Raw genomic sequence first — 14,279 nt, forward strand, 5'->3', positions numbered from 1 at the left:
AACGCTAACAGCCGTCACTGTAACAAATTTAGGATTAAACATGAGCGAACAAGATAAAAACGTAAAGCTTTCTGATAACGAGCGTTTGAAAAGAGAAAGCAACTTTTTACGTGGCACCATAGAGCAAGATTTAAAAGACGAGATCACCGGTGGTTTTACCGCCGATAACTTCCAGTTAATTCGTTTTCACGGCATGTATCAACAAGATGATCGCGATATTCGTCCTGAACGTGCTAAACAAAAGCTAGAGCCACTGCATAATGTGATGCTACGCGCACGTATGCCTGGCGGTATTATTAAGCCAGAGCAATGGCTTGCAATTGATAAATTTGCTGGTGATAAAACCAGTTATGGCAGTATTCGTTTAACTACTCGCCAAACATTTCAGTTTCATGGTGTATTAAAACCTGAAATTAAAGGTATGCACCAATTGCTTAATAGTGTTGGAATTGATTCTATTGCCACCGCCGGTGATGTTAACCGTAATGTATTATGTACTACCAATCCGGTTGAGTCTGAGTTACATCAAGAGGCCTACGAGTGGGCGGCAAAAATTTCTGAACACTTATTACCTAAAACGAAGGCATACGCTGAAATTTGGCTCAATGGCGAAAAATCTGAAACTACAGAAGAGCCTATTTTAGGTTCAACGTATTTACCGCGTAAGTTTAAAACTACAGTGACGATCCCACCTAACAATGAGGTGGACGTACATGCTAACGATTTAAACTTTGTGGCGATTGCTGAGGATGGCAAACTCGTTGGTTTTAACGTGCTAGTAGGCGGCGGTTTGGCGATGACCCATGGCGATACAGCAACCTACCCACGTAAAGCGGACGACTTTGGCTTTATTAGCCTAGAAGATACGTTAAAAATTGCTGAGCACGTGGTATCTGTTCAGCGTGATTGGGGCAACCGCTCAAATCGTAAAAATGCAAAAACTAAATACACACTCGATCGTGTTGGCACTGAAGTATTCAAAGCTGAAGTTGAAAAGCGCGCAGGCGTGAACTTTGCACCAAGCCGCCCTTATGAGTTTACTCACCGAGGGGATCGTATTGGTTGGGTAGAAGGCATTGATGGTAAGCACCACTTAACCTTATTTATTCAAAGCGGTCGTATTTTAGACTACCCAGATAAGCCGCTTAAAACAGGGTGTCGCAAAATTGCAGAAATTCATCAAGGTGATTTTCGCATGACGGCAAATCAAAACTTAATTATTGCGGGTGTACCGGCCGATCAAAAAGCAGTAATTGAAGAAATAGCCCGCAATCATGGTTTGATTGACGATAAGGACACTGAGCAACGCAAAAACTCAATGGCGTGTGTGGCATTGCCAACTTGCCCATTAGCTATGGCCGAAGCTGAGCGTTACTTACCGAGTTTAATTGAAAAAATAGAAGGCTTATTAGCCAAACACGGAGTGCCAAATGACAGCATTATTATGCGTGTAGTTGGTTGTCCGAATGGCTGTGGTCGTGCCATGCTAGCAGAAGCAGGCTTGGTCGGCAAAGGCCCAGGTAAGTACAACGTTTACCTTGGGGGGAATACTGAGGGTACACGTATTCCAAAGCTTTACCTTGAAAATGTTGGCGAAGAGGTTTACTTAGAAGCATTCGATAAACTCATTGGGCAATGGGTTAGTGAACGTGATGATGGCGAATGTTTTGGTGATTTTGTGATTCGCAAAGGTATTGTTGCAGAAGTAAAAGTATCCGTTACCGATTTTTACGCATAATTTAAAAGCAGCGCAAAGCGCTGGTGAGGTTTAAAGTTGACCATGAGTGAATTTAAAAACATATTACAGCTAGATAAGCAAAGCCAACAGGCTATGTTAGCTGATGCGAACGGTTTGCTGGCTGACATGAGCGCAGAGCAGCGCGTTGCATGGGCACTTGAAAATTTGCCTGACACTGCGTTTTTATCATCGAGCTTTGGTATTCAGGCTGCAGTTATGTTGCATTTAATGACTGCACAGCGCCCAGATATACCTGTGGTATTAACCGATACAGGCTACTTATTTCCAGAAACCTATCAGTTTATAGAGCAAATGACTTCGCAGTTATCACTTAACCTAAAAGTGTATAAAGCGCAGCTGAGCCCTGCATGGCAAGAGGCTAAATTTGGAAAATTATGGGAGCTAGGTGAGGCAGGTATTAAGCAATACAACCAGCTTAATAAAGTAGAGCCAATGACACGCGCTTTAAAGGAGCTAAATGCGAGCACTTGGTTTAGTGGCCTACGTCGAGATCAATCCTCAAGCCGTGCTGAAAAGCAAGTACTAGAAATAAGCCGAGGTACGGTAAAAGTGTATCCCATTATTGAATGGAATAATCGCGATGTATATCAGTATCTAACAAAGCATAATTTGCCATACCATCCATTATGGGAGCAAGGTTATGTGTCGATGGGGGATGTGCACACCACGCGTAAACTAGAGCCCGGCATGAGTGAAGAGGAAACCCGTTTTTTTGGCTTGAACCGTGAATGTGGCTTACATATTGATGGTGATGGAATTTAATTACCTTATTATTCAAAGCTATAAAATGAAAAAACGCAGCCTTTGCTGCGTTTTTTATTGTTTAATATTTGCTGAATTGATTCTTTTTTATTATATTGGTTGTGATGATGGATTAAACACACAGCAGGAACGCTATGAAATACTTCACCTATTTAGCAGTGTCAGTGATGATAATTGCTGTTATCTTATTGTTTTATATTAAAAAACCAAATGGCCAGCCTTGGCTAAGCACCTCTCATATTTATAATGAATCAACAGAGGTCAAGAATGAAATGATAGCGCTTTCATCTAGCGCGTTAGATAGTATTACCTCAGCAATTACCACAGCGGGTGAAAAAATCACTGGGGCTACCTTTGAGACAGAAACTCCTAAGCCAATTTATAAATGGCAAGACGAGCAAGGACAATGGCATTTCTCAGATGTACCAAACAAGAATGGTAAAAGCGAAGTGGTAAAGCTTAACCCCGCCGATATTAATGTCGTGGTTGCAGAAGATACCGCTATTTTGAGTGGCAGTGCTAAATCAGCAGTAAAGCCTTTTCCTCAGCGAGCACCAGCGATATACAACAGTGAATCAATTAATAAGCTGTTTGAAGATGCTGAAAAAGCTAAAAAGAGAATAGAGCAACGCAGTAAAGAGGTCGAAAGTTTTAGCGGCTTTTAGTTTTGAGGTGTTTTTTGCTGTGTCTTCAAATAACGCTTTTCTGCTTCCATTAATAATATAGTTAAGTAGATTTTAGTAGGCAACGATAAAAGTACGCCAATTGCAATACAGGCAGCTGCAGTAATAATACCTTTAATGCCGAACTGGTTGGTAAAGTAGCTCGATACAATTAAACCATGGCCTGTCACTATTAAGCACAATCCAAGCAAAATCGATGTTTTAAGTAGTCTTATTATTACAATTGAAGACATAGCGACCTCTGCGCAGCGTGTCTTCTTAGTGTATGTAATCTTTATAAAGCGGCATTGATTTAGCGCAACCATCCATTAATAATATAAAAAAGCCCAGCTCATTACTGAGCCGGGCTGCATTTTCGTTTTAAGTTGTTAGTCGAGCATATTGCGCAGTACGTACTGTAAAATACCGCCATGTTTGTAGTAATCCCACTCTTTCGGAGTATCAATACGCACATCGGCACTAAAGCTAACTTGTTTACCTTCACTGTTAGTCGCAATCACACTGACTTCGTCGGTTTTATCGTATAACCCTTGAATATCAAATTGCTCTTGCCCAGTTAAGCCTAGTGATTCATGGCTTTCACCTTCTTTAAATTGTAAAGGAAGTACGCCCATACCAATTAAATTAGAGCGGTGAATACGCTCATAGCTTTGTGCTATCACAGCTTTAATACCGAGTAATAATGACCCTTTTGCAGCCCAATCTCGCGAAGAGCCAGTTCCATACTCTTTACCTGCTAGAACCACTAGTGGTGTTCCACTTTCTTGATATGCCATTGCCGCGTCATAAATACTTTCTAGCTTATCATCAGGTTGAGTGCGGGTAACACCGCCCTCGGTACCAGGGGCTAGTAAGTTTTTAAGGCGCACATTAGCGAATGTACCGCGCATCATTACTTCGTGATTACCACGTCGTGAACCATAAGAGTTAAATTGTGCTTTTTCAACCCCATTTTCTTGTAGGTAAAGCCCTGCGGGTGCCTCTGCCTTAATTGCGCCTGCTGGTGAAATATGATCGGTAGTCACCGAATCACCCAGTTTAGCTAAACAACGCGCACCCTCAATAGTTGGAATACCTGGTGGTTCAACACTCATACCATCAAAGAAGGGGGCTTTTTTGATATAAGTCGAAGCACCGTCCCAATCGTAAAGTTTACCATCAGGTATTTGAATTTTTTGCCAGCGACTGTCGCCATCGTAAACATTGGCGTAGCTTTTTTCGAACATCTCTTTAGTTACCGTACTTTTTACTAGTTCACTTACTTCTTTAACGCTCGGCCAAATATTTTTAAGGTAAATATCGTTACCATGCTTATCTTGCGCGAGTGGCTCGTTGTAAACATCAATATCGGTTCTACCCGCTATGGCATAGGCAACCACTAAAGGAGGCGACGCTAAAAAGTTCATTTTAACATCTTGATGTATGCGCCCTTCAAAGTTACGGTTACCCGATAAAATTGAGCTTACAACTAATTTGTGTTTTTGAATCGCCTCACTAATTTCATCGGCAAGTGGGCCTGAATTACCAATACATGTGGTACAGCCATAACCAACTAAATTAAAGCCAAGCGCATCCAAGTCATCCATCAACCCTGCTTTTTCAAGGTAATCGGTGACCACCTGAGAACCTGGCGCAAGTGAGGTTTTAACCCAAGGTTTTACATTAATACCTAACTGACGTGCTTTTTGAGCTACTAAACCGGCAGCTAAAATAACACTTGGGTTAGATGTGTTTGTACAGCTAGTAATTGCAGCAATAACACAGGCACCATCATTTAACTCAAATTCTTCTCCATTAAAGTTTACTTTTGCTGCGCCCATAAACTGCGCTTCATCGGTAGGCTCATCAGGGTTGGTAGTAGGGCCTTCGCTTTCAATACGCGCTTGCTCTTCATCGCTTTTATCACGACGTGCCATACGCTCGTCTTGAAAGTCTTTTAAGTGCTGACCAATAACCTTGCCGGCTTTATCCAAAGTAATTCTATCTTGCGGGCGTTTGGGGCCTGCTAGGCTTGGCACAACATCATCTAAAGTCAGTTCAAGCTTATCGGTATAATGTGCTTCGTCGCCATCGTTACGCCATAAGCCTTGGTGTTTAGCGTAATCTTCAATCAGTTTAAGCTGCTTCTCATCGCGATTAGTTAAGCGTAAGTAATTAATCGTTTCCTCATCAATAGGGAAAATACCACAGGTTGCGCCATACTCTGGCGCCATATTAGCGATAGTTGCTCTATCGGCAAGTGGTAAGTCGGCAAGGCCGTCACCATAAAACTCAACAAACTTACCTACCACACCGTGGTTACGCAGCATTTCAGTAACAGTAAGTACTAAATCGGTTGCTGTAGTGCCCTCAGGTAAGCGACCATTTAATTTAACACCCACAACCTGTGGAATAAGCAAGCTAATAGGTTGGCCAAGCATGGCGGCTTCGGCTTCAATACCGCCTACACCCCAGCCAAGTACGCCTAAACCATTAATCATCGTTGTATGAGAATCCGTACCTACTAGTGTATCTGGGTAGGCTAATGATTTGCCGTTTTTTGTATCATTAAATACTACACGAGCTAAATATTCTAAATTAACTTGGTGAACTATACCGGTTGCAGGTGGTACAACTTTTAAGTTATCAAATGCGGTTTGTCCCCAACGTAAAAATTCGTAACGCTCTTTGTTACGCTCATATTCTAATTTTGAATTTAAGTCGAATGAGCCATCTTTACCGTAGCCATCCACTTGCACCGAGTGATCGATTACCAACTCTGCAGGAGAAAGCGGGTTTATTTTTGCAGGATCACCACCGAGCTTTTCCATTGCATCGCGCATGGCGGCTAAATCAACAATTGCAGGGACACCAGTGAAATCTTGCATTACTACGCGGGCTGGAGTGAAAGCTACCTCGGCAGAGGGCTTCGCTTTTGGATCCCAATCTAATAAGGCCTGAATATCTTGTTCTTTAATATTCACACCATCTTCGTTACGTAGTAAGTTTTCTAGCAATACTTTTAACGAGAAAGGCAGGCGTTTGGCTTTATCGCCAAGTCCCATAAGCGAGTTGATATGATACTGCTCGCCATTGATAGTGAGCTGTTGTTGGGTGTCGAAACTATTTTTCATTATTTGTCCCTTCAATAAATTAGATTAATATTCTTGTAAAAGTGACCTCTGTAGTGATTTGCAAAGTGTGTACCATGATAAAAAATACCATATTGTATAATTTATTTTGGTCGTTATTTAAATAGAGATGAAGGCCAAAAGTTAAAATTCAAGGGATACTCTGAGTAATAATTGGCCACAAAACTAAACTCAAAAAAGTGCTATTTAAAGTAGTCCTGTTGTTTTAAATGAAAACTTAAATACACCAATGCAATCGCAATTATGGTGACTGCAATAGGCATAAAAATAGCGCTAATACCAAACAAGTTGATGCTATTAATAATCATAAAATTATAGTATTGCTGAGCTAAAACCGCTGCCAAAGAGATTATTAATGTTAATCTGGCTAGAGACTTTTTGAATAACAAAAGTACGCATCCTAATGCGCCGCCAAATACCGCAATAGCAAACGCTAAAGTAGCCCATAAAGGTTGGCTGTTATAAGCAAGTTGTTGTTCTTCAGGTAGTTTACTTATCATCTCTGGAGAGAGAAACAGCTGCATGACAAATGCAAGAATACCTAATATGTTCCATAATAAGGCAGTAATAAGTACGGGTTTTATCCAGCGGTTTGAGGTGTTTTCTGACATGTAAGCATCTATTTTTTATTATTGATATTCTATTAAAGAATAAAAAAGCCAGTGATGCAAACTGGCTTTTAATAACACATATAACTTAAGCAAATGTTAGCCAAATGAAATAGGGCGACGACCCGTTTTTTCATCAACTTTAGGCTTTTTAGTGCGTTTGCGTTTATTTTTAGCCGGCTCTGTTGTTGCTACGGGCGCGGCTTTTTCTGCTGTAACTGTTTCATCAATAACTGGACGTTCTGCTGGAGTGGCATCTTCACTTAACGTTAATTGAAACAACTCGCCATCAAATGCAAGTACATCACCGCTGTATAATTTTTTCCGTTTGATTGTACAAATTTCATGGTTAACACCTACATAGCCTTCGCTAATTAGGTTTTTTGCTTGACCACCACCTTCAACAAGATCTAATACCTTTAATAATTTGCACAGCTCTATAGGCTCTTCTTCTAACTCAACTTCTATATATTCTTCGTTCATCATGTTTCTCAGTGGGGGTGGTATTAGCTGTAGTATAAAGGCTCAGTGGCTATTTTGCACCAAAGTGAGCTTGTTAGGTGAGTTGATTATGTGATTTTTTATGAAACTTTTTATCTCTTTTTATAGTCTTTAAAAAAACTGAAGTAATTTAGGGTTAAGCTTCACGCGAAAAAAATTACACATTGGCGCGCTAATTGCCAATATCGGCCGTATAAGAGATTGAATATAAATAATGGAGTAAAACATGGGCATAAGATTAGCGATGAAAAAAGAGCTAATGGGCTTAGAGCATTCAGATCTGTTAACCGCTGATGATGTAAGAGCGCATCTAGCACAACAGGTAAAAGAAGACACTGAACGTGGCTTTTCAGTTATCTCTAAGTTTAACGATACCCATAGCCAGCTAACTAGCGGGCTTAAAACCAAACAAAGTGAGCTAGTATTTGAGCGTCATCGGTTATTTAATGAAGTGCTGTACAAACGTCAAAGTGTCGATGCATGGCTAAATAACCAGACTTCAGGTTAAACAGCCAAATAAATTAAGTTGCGATTTTAAATCACTCCTTTAGACTACACTTGTAATCAACGGGGGTGATAATGAAAAATGGAATTTTAGCGTGTGCACTCATGCTATTGTTGAGTGCATGCCAACAGCCTACAGTGTATATATTTAGTAAAGGTTTATCGGACTCACAGCGCAGCAGTTAGAGGCCGCACTCAAAACACAATCCCTACCTTACGAATATGTTGAACACGACATCCCTCGGGAATTTGGCGTAGCTACTTTACTATTATCAAATGATAGAATTTTACGCCAAGAAACAGAGCAGTTAGCTACTATTATGCAGGGGTTAGGGTCTGTTGATCTTTGCGGATTAAAATTTGTTCAAACTAGGGGCGATTTAATCGCGGCGCGAGGTTTGTAACCTAGTGGGCTAAGTCAAAACCGAGGAACAAAGAGTAAATTGCCCCTAGGAAGAACCCGAAGGGCAGCGCCTGTTTGGTATTAATGCGGCGTTATCGCCTACTTATGGGGAATAACCACACTACATAGGCTCTGCCTTGCCTAAATACCAAACAGTCTGCTGCAAATTTAACCTTGAAAGGTTAACAGACCCTAAGTTATCAACCCGAAATTAGCTACACCACACGCGCAAATCACTTTTATGGTGATGGTAATATCGGTTTTTACCTAAAAAATACTAATGCAGACGACGCTTTTACCATGCCTTCTCGGTTGCGAACAACCCAGTGCGAAAAAGATGAGTTTAATGACCTAGTCGTAACCTTTACTGATCAGCATGCTGAGTTCACATTAATCAGCGGCGCAAAAGTCACATTGAAATGGGAATATTTATACGGCTATTTAGTTATTTACTACAGCAATTATTCACAAACCTACACTCATTCACAGCCATTGGTTAAGACTCCTTTTGGCGAAAAACCATCAGACACATATACCATAACAGCTCATGTAAATAAGCCAGGCTGGCTTAATTGCTCAATGCAGGTTGTTTATATGGATTAAGTTAACTGTTAACCGTGCTCTTCTATATGCTCCGAGAGTTTTGCAATGCGCAGGCTCATACCTTCAATAATACGGTCTTTAATTTTTTCGCGTATGACATTAGGTAGGCGGGTGAGAGCATCTGCAGTTATAGCCAGTACTATGGCGCTTTCTTTGGCGCGTGCATTAATACTGCGCTCTCGGTTATTAATAAATGCACCTTCACCAATAAATTCGCCAGGTTCTATACTGCCCAGTTCCAGTAGGTGATTGTGTTTAAACACCATTAAAGATCCACTAAGCACAATAAACAGTCGCTTGTCGTTATCAAACTCTTTAAATAAAAACTGATTTTTATTTATTAAATAAAGTAAACCAAACGACTCAAGCAAAATCTGGCGCTCATTGAGTGTGAATTCTTTAAAAAAATCTAAGCGATTTATAATTTCCATTTGCTTAAACAAAGGGATGTTTTCAATTAACTTCATGCTTTCTCTATGCTTCTAACAATCAGCTAATATTGCGCTCTTTTAATTTTCGGGTCAACGTATTGCGACCCCAACCAATTTTTACGGCAGCTTCTTGCTTATGGCCAGAACAATTAGCGAGGGCTGTTTTGATTAAGCGGGTTTCTAGCTGGGCTTGAATATCCGGCCAAATATTTTCTTTACCTTGTTTAAATTCTTGATTAAGCCACTGCTGAAATGAATCTAGCCAATCCCCTTCTTGGGTTGCGGCGGCATTATCAATAATTTCAGGAGGTAAATCTTGCTCGCCAATCAGCTCTCCTGGCGCCATAACGGTTAACCAGCGGCAGGTGTTTTCAAGTTGGCGAACATTCCCAGGCCAATTAAATAAACACAATTGCTTAATCGCTTTAGGGCTTAATACTTTGCTATCTACTTGCAGGTCTTTTGCACTTTTATGTAAAAAGTGTAGCGCTAAGCGCTCTATATCTTCGGGACGCTCGCGTAAAGCAGGTAAACGCAGGCGAACCACGTTTAAACGATGAAATAAATCATCTCTAAACTTACCTTGTTTTACCAGCTCTTCTAAATTTTGATGGGTAGCAGCAATAATGCGTACATCTACTTTTATACTTTGATGACCCCCCACGCGATAAAATTCGCCATCGGCCAATACACGCAATAAGCGGGTTTGTACATCCAGTGGCATATCACCGATTTCATCCAAAAATAAGGTACCGCCATTAGCTTGTTCAAAGCGGCCTTTACGCACGCTATCAGCCCCGGTAAAAGCGCCTTTTTCGTGGCCAAACAGTTCAGATTCAACTAATTCTTTAGGGATGGCGGCCATATTAAGGGCTATAAATTGGTTTTCTTTACGCGGGCTGTGGTTATGCAAAGCGCTGGCAACCAACTCTTTACCTGTTCCTGACTCACCGTTGATGAGTACGCTCATACTTGATGCTGACAGCTTACCTATAGCACGAAACACTTCCTGCATAGCCGGGGCTTCACCAATAATATGGGCACTTTTGGGGGGCGCGCTTTTACGTTTGGTTTTTTTAGTTGAATTAGCTCGATACGCACTTTCCACCAGTGCAACCGCTTCATTTAAATCAAACGGCTTGGCCAAATACTCAAATGCGCCTTTTTGGAATGCATTAACGGCTGAATCAAGGTCTGAGTGGGCGGTCATAATGATCACAGGTAGTCCTGGCGTTTGCTCTGCTATGAGCTCAAGTAACGCCATACCGTCCATACCAGGCATTCGCACATCGGAAATCAACACGCTAGGTTGACTAAATTTTAGCGCGTTAAGTACGTTTTGTGCATCTGCAAAACTTTCTACTTCAAACCCTGCGCGAGTCAGTGCTTTTTCTAGTACAAAGCGAATTGAGGCATCATCATCTACAAGCCAAGCTGTTTTCATGCAAACTCCAAAGTATTAATCTGTAAACGGCAGATAAATATTAAATTCAGTATGTCCCGGCCAACTATCACATTCGATATAGCCATCATGTTGATCAATCAAGGTTTGCGCTATAGATAATCCAAGTCCCGAGCCACCTTCTTTATTGGTGGTCATAGGGTAAAATAAGGTGTCGCGTAAATTGGCATCAATACCCGGGCCATTATCCATTACTTGAATAAGGAGTGCCTTTTTAGGGGCTTTGCCAGGACGACGATGCTGGTAATTAATCCGCGTTTTTATTTTTATTTCGCCACCATCTACCAATGCTTGTTGTGCATTACGCACAATGTTTAGCACTACCTGTTGAACTTTGCTCTGATCAATATAAACATCAGGAATACTCGGATCGTAGTCTTTAACTAACCGAATATCGCGGTTGTTATCTAAGGTACTGAGTTTTACAACCGACTCTAATGTTTGATGTATATTGCCATACGATTTTTGCGGCAGCTGATTAGGCCCAAGGAGTCTATCAACTAATTCACGCAATCGATCGGCTTGTTCAATTATCAGTTCTGCACATTGATCTCTTTCTTGCTGATCACCTTCATACTGCAATAATTGCGCCGCCCCGCGAATTCCACCCAGTGGGTTTTTAATTTCATGGGCTAAACCGCGAATTAAGTTGCGTGCAGCTTGGTATTGATGCATTTGGTTTGAAACTTGATCGTGCTTTATTTCGTCATCAGTTTGTCGACATTCAAATAAAATATAAAAGGTGTTGTTATGCTTTATTCGTCGCGTGCTGACCGCTAATTTTGCATGGCGAGAATCGATAAACACCACGTCAGCTCTATGCTGGTGGCAGTCTACACCATCAACCAATGAATACTGTGCAATACGTTTTAAGTCGATAGAGTGGTAATTAAATAAATCATCGAACGCTTGTCCTAGTAAGCGCTTTTCGCCTAAACCAAGTAATTCACTGGCACTGGTGTTGGCATAAATGAGCGTAAAGCTTTCATCAAGTAACATTAGGGCGGTGGTTTGGTTTTGCCAAATTATATTTAGTAGCTCTGGGCTAAAATGTGTTTTGTTTATCATTATTGCACCATTTTAGTGCGCCTGGGGAGGTAGGCAAGGTTTTTAGTAAAATATACGCTAATTGTACGTACTTAACTGCAATTACCGACCTATATTAAGGCCTTTGCGATGCATAAAAAATACACTCTCAGGGCTAGTTGCAATTACTTGGTTTTGTTTATTATAAAGTTTAACTTGTAGTGTGTGTTGCCCGCGCTCTACATCTCTTAACGCCAGCGTAGTGGTGTCACTAGGTTCACCAATGGCAACGCCATTTAAAAATAAACCAATGGTAAATCCAGCTTCAAACCGAGGCGCAATCTGAGTTGAAACATACACAGAGCCGGTGTTTTCTCTTATAGTTTGGTTGGGCTCTGGCGAAGTAATACTAATTTTAAACTTTACCGCTGTTTTAGTTGGTGAAGTATCAAGTATGTCAGTATTAGTTGCAGGCATGTTTAAGTGTTGGCTAGTGAGTTTAACCTCTTTAGCACCAGGTTGAGGGGTATCTGAAAAAACCAGTACACCGTTTTTGTCTTTCCATGCGTAAATTTTTTTATTATTTGCATGGCTATTAAGGCTTATCATTAAAGCTATTAATAGCAACAAAACCTTACCTATCATCCTGCTAACCTGCATTGTTTAAACTTATTTCACTTTAGTGTAGAACCGTTAAATTTACCATAAAAAAAGCCCGCAGAGCGGGCTTAAAACACACATTATTTATCGGTTAATAAATTAACAGCTGTAGTACATTTCAAACTCAACTGGGTGAGTTGTCATGTTAAGTTTTTCAACTTCTTTTGACTTAAGTGCAATGTAAGCATCAATTAGGTCATTAGTGAATACGCCACCTTGGTTTAAGAACTCACGGTCTGCATCTAATGCCGCTAGTGCTTCATCTAATGAGGCTGCCACTGTTGGAATTTCTGCTGCTTCTTCAGCTGGTAAGTCGTATAAATCCTTATCCATAGCATCGCCAGGGTGAATTTTGTTTTTAATTCCGTCAAGGCCAGCCATAAGCATTGCTGAGAATGCAAGATATGGGTTAGCAGTTGGATCTGGGAAGCGCACTTCAATACGACGACCTTTTGCAGATGGAACCACTGGAATACGAATTGATGCTGAACGGTTACGGGCAGAGTATGCAAGCATTACCGGTGCTTCAAAGCCAGGTACTAAACGTTTGTACGAGTTAGTTGACGCGTTAGCAAAAGCGTTGATTGCTTTAGCATGTTTGATGATACCACCAATGTAGTAAAGCGCGTCTTCAGAAAGACCGCCGTACTTATCACCTGCGAATAAGTTTACGCCGTCTTTAGCTAAAGACTGGTGACAGTGCATACCTGAACCGTTATCGCCAACAACAGGCTTAGGCATAAAGGTTGCTGTCTTTCCGTATAAATGAGCCATGTTGTGAATAACATATTTCATTTCTTGGATTTCGTCTGCTTTTAAAACCATAGTGTTAAAACGAGTTGCGATTTCATTCTGACCGGCAGTCGCCACTTCGTGGTGATGTGCTTCAACAACTTGGCCTAGCTCTTCAAGAACTAAACAAGTTGCAGAACGCCAATCTTGGAAATCATCAACAGGTGCAACCGGGAAGTAACCGCCTTTAACACCTGGACGGTGGCCTGTATTGCCATCTGCATATTCTTTATCTGAGTTCCAAGCTGCTTGCTTAGAATCAATTTTATACATTGAGCCTGACATGTCAGACTTGTATTTAACATCGTCAAATACGAAAAACTCTGGCTCAGGACCAAATAAAACTGTGTCAGCAATACCAGTAGAGCGCATGTACTCTTCAGCGCGTTTAGCTACTGAGCGCGGGTCGCGCTCATAACCTTGTAATGTAGAAGGCTCAACCACGTCACAACGAACGATTAGCGTTGTTTCTTCTGTGAAAGGGTCAAGCTTAATTGAATCTGCGTCAGGTAATAACACCATGTCTGATTCATTAATGCCTTTCCAGCCAGCAATTGAAGAACCGTCGAACATTTTTCCATCTTCAAAAAAGTCTTCATCAACTTGATGATGAGGAATAGAAACATGTTGCTCTTTACCTTTTGTGTCAGTAAAGCGTAAATCAATGAACTTAACGTCATTTTCTTTAATAAAATCTAAAACCGATTGTGACATGTGTCCTCCAACTATTGGGTTTTATTATTGCTGCTTAGATACTTTAAATACTAACAAGCTGATTTTATGCCACTATTATAATCTATTGTTTTTTATGTAAAAATATATAAACAACATAAAGGTGATATAGATTAAGCACTATTTTGGTGCGTAATAATTCCAAAAAGGTGCAACATTTACAGAGTCATAATTGCTTGCAAATTAATCACCTTAGACTAACACAAAGAAAATGCAAAATAC

General features: G+C 40.7%; 13 protein-coding genes and 1 pseudogene. 5 read left to right on the forward strand and 9 right to left on the reverse strand.

The features are described 5' to 3' along the window. Positions 1 to 40: 40 nt before the first annotated feature. The 3 genes from cysI (at position 41) to ACNSN3_RS00235 (ending at position 3,186) form a co-directional block, all read left to right on the forward strand. Positions 41 to 1,738, forward strand: coding sequence for an assimilatory sulfite reductase (NADPH) hemoprotein subunit (cysI, locus tag ACNSN3_RS00225; protein ID WP_109875674.1), 1,698 nt, complete (start codon positions 41 to 43; stop codon positions 1,736 to 1,738). 42 nt (positions 1,739 to 1,780) lie between these two features. After that, the gene (locus ACNSN3_RS00230; RefSeq protein ID WP_054202789.1) at positions 1,781 to 2,521 is read left to right on the forward strand and encodes a phosphoadenylyl-sulfate reductase; all 741 of its coding nucleotides are present in this window, start codon (positions 1,781 to 1,783) and stop codon (positions 2,519 to 2,521) included. Between the two features lie 134 nt (positions 2,522 to 2,655). Further along, complete coding sequence (locus tag ACNSN3_RS00235; protein ID WP_418608076.1) at positions 2,656 to 3,186, forward strand: DUF4124 domain-containing protein; 531 nt, start codon at positions 2,656 to 2,658, stop codon at positions 3,184 to 3,186. On the opposite strand, the gene ACNSN3_RS00240 is transcribed toward ACNSN3_RS00235, so the two are convergent. From ACNSN3_RS00240 to ACNSN3_RS00255, 4 genes are all read right to left on the reverse strand, one after another. Next, on the reverse strand, positions 3,183 to 3,437 hold the full coding sequence (locus ACNSN3_RS00240) for a hypothetical protein (RefSeq protein ID WP_418608077.1): 255 nt from the start codon (positions 3,435 to 3,437) through the stop codon (positions 3,183 to 3,185). The genes ACNSN3_RS00235 and ACNSN3_RS00240 overlap by 4 nt on opposite strands. A 135-nt stretch (positions 3,438 to 3,572) precedes the next feature. Then, entirely contained in the window at positions 3,573 to 6,317 is a 2,745-nt protein-coding gene (gene acnA / locus ACNSN3_RS00245; RefSeq protein WP_054202786.1) for an aconitate hydratase AcnA, read from the reverse strand. 200 nt (positions 6,318 to 6,517) lie between these two features. After that, complete coding sequence (locus tag ACNSN3_RS00250; RefSeq protein ID WP_075170854.1) at positions 6,518 to 6,946, reverse strand: hypothetical protein; 429 nt, start codon at positions 6,944 to 6,946, stop codon at positions 6,518 to 6,520. Between the two features lie 96 nt (positions 6,947 to 7,042). After that, a complete protein-coding gene (locus ACNSN3_RS00255; protein WP_008108378.1) occupies positions 7,043 to 7,426 on the reverse strand; it encodes an RNA-binding S4 domain-containing protein in 384 nt (127 codons plus the stop codon). A 244-nt stretch (positions 7,427 to 7,670) separates the two neighbouring features. Between ACNSN3_RS00255 and ACNSN3_RS00260 the strand changes: the two genes are divergently transcribed. Both ACNSN3_RS00260 and ACNSN3_RS00265 read left to right on the forward strand, forming a co-directional pair. Continuing rightward, on the forward strand, positions 7,671 to 7,952 hold the full coding sequence (locus tag ACNSN3_RS00260) for a hypothetical protein (RefSeq protein ID WP_008108379.1): 282 nt from the start codon (positions 7,671 to 7,673) through the stop codon (positions 7,950 to 7,952). 585 nt (positions 7,953 to 8,537) lie between these two features. Further along, positions 8,538 to 8,954 (forward strand): annotated as a pseudogene (locus ACNSN3_RS00265) (hypothetical protein); the annotation flags it as partial. An 8-nt stretch (positions 8,955 to 8,962) separates the two neighbouring features. Here ACNSN3_RS00265 and ACNSN3_RS00270 read toward each other — a convergent pair. The 5 genes from ACNSN3_RS00270 to glnA all read right to left on the reverse strand — a co-directional run bounded on the left by ACNSN3_RS00270 (position 8,963) and on the right by glnA (position 14,039). Next, positions 8,963 to 9,421, reverse strand: coding sequence for a Crp/Fnr family transcriptional regulator (locus tag ACNSN3_RS00270; protein WP_008108381.1), 459 nt, complete (start codon positions 9,419 to 9,421; stop codon positions 8,963 to 8,965). Between the two features lie 22 nt (positions 9,422 to 9,443). After that, on the reverse strand, positions 9,444 to 10,829 hold the full coding sequence (ntrC, locus tag ACNSN3_RS00275) for a nitrogen regulation protein NR(I) (protein WP_010391999.1): 1,386 nt from the start codon (positions 10,827 to 10,829) through the stop codon (positions 9,444 to 9,446). Positions 10,830 to 10,844: 15 nt separating this feature from the next. Then, positions 10,845 to 11,915, reverse strand: coding sequence for a nitrogen regulation protein NR(II) (glnL, locus tag ACNSN3_RS00280; RefSeq protein ID WP_418608080.1), 1,071 nt, complete (start codon positions 11,913 to 11,915; stop codon positions 10,845 to 10,847). An 81-nt stretch (positions 11,916 to 11,996) separates the two neighbouring features. Further along, positions 11,997 to 12,518, reverse strand: a complete 522-nt coding sequence (locus ACNSN3_RS00285; protein ID WP_138595574.1) for a DUF4124 domain-containing protein — start codon at positions 12,516 to 12,518, stop codon at positions 11,997 to 11,999. Positions 12,519 to 12,632: 114 nt separating this feature from the next. Then, on the reverse strand, positions 12,633 to 14,039 hold the full coding sequence (gene glnA / locus ACNSN3_RS00290; RefSeq protein WP_010392004.1) for a glutamate--ammonia ligase: 1,407 nt from the start codon (positions 14,037 to 14,039) through the stop codon (positions 12,633 to 12,635). Between the last annotated feature and the right edge of the window lie 240 nt (positions 14,040 to 14,279).

The sequence above is a fragment of the Pseudoalteromonas sp. US3C1004 genome, assembly GCF_048401065.1.
Classification (GTDB): Bacteria; Pseudomonadota; Gammaproteobacteria; order Enterobacterales; family Alteromonadaceae; genus Pseudoalteromonas; species Pseudoalteromonas undina.

Coding starts and splice junctions, on each gene's coding strand:
- ntrC (WP_010391999.1), bottom strand. CDS start 10,829: ATGAAAACAGCTTGGCTTGTAGATGATGATGCCTCAATTCGCTTTGTA.
- ACNSN3_RS00270 (WP_008108381.1), bottom strand. CDS start 9,421: ATGAAGTTAATTGAAAACATCCCTTTGTTTAAGCAAATGGAAATTATA.
- ACNSN3_RS00260 (WP_008108379.1), top strand. CDS start 7,671: ATGGGCATAAGATTAGCGATGAAAAAAGAGCTAATGGGCTTAGAGCAT.
- glnA (WP_010392004.1), bottom strand. CDS start 14,039: ATGTCACAATCGGTTTTAGATTTTATTAAAGAAAATGACGTTAAGTTC.
- ACNSN3_RS00255 (WP_008108378.1), bottom strand. CDS start 7,426: ATGAACGAAGAATATATAGAAGTTGAGTTAGAAGAAGAGCCTATAGAG.
- ACNSN3_RS00230 (WP_054202789.1), top strand. CDS start 1,781: ATGAGTGAATTTAAAAACATATTACAGCTAGATAAGCAAAGCCAACAG.
- cysI (WP_109875674.1), top strand. CDS start 41: ATGAGCGAACAAGATAAAAACGTAAAGCTTTCTGATAACGAGCGTTTG.
- acnA (WP_054202786.1), bottom strand. CDS start 6,317: ATGAAAAATAGTTTCGACACCCAACAACAGCTCACTATCAATGGCGAG.
- ACNSN3_RS00240 (WP_418608077.1), bottom strand. CDS start 3,437: ATGTCTTCAATTGTAATAATAAGACTACTTAAAACATCGATTTTGCTT.
- ACNSN3_RS00235 (WP_418608076.1), top strand. CDS start 2,656: ATGAAATACTTCACCTATTTAGCAGTGTCAGTGATGATAATTGCTGTT.
- ACNSN3_RS00285 (WP_138595574.1), bottom strand. CDS start 12,518: ATGATAGGTAAGGTTTTGTTGCTATTAATAGCTTTAATGATAAGCCTT.
- glnL (WP_418608080.1), bottom strand. CDS start 11,915: ATGATAAACAAAACACATTTTAGCCCAGAGCTACTAAATATAATTTGG.
- ACNSN3_RS00250 (WP_075170854.1), bottom strand. CDS start 6,946: ATGTCAGAAAACACCTCAAACCGCTGGATAAAACCCGTACTTATTACT.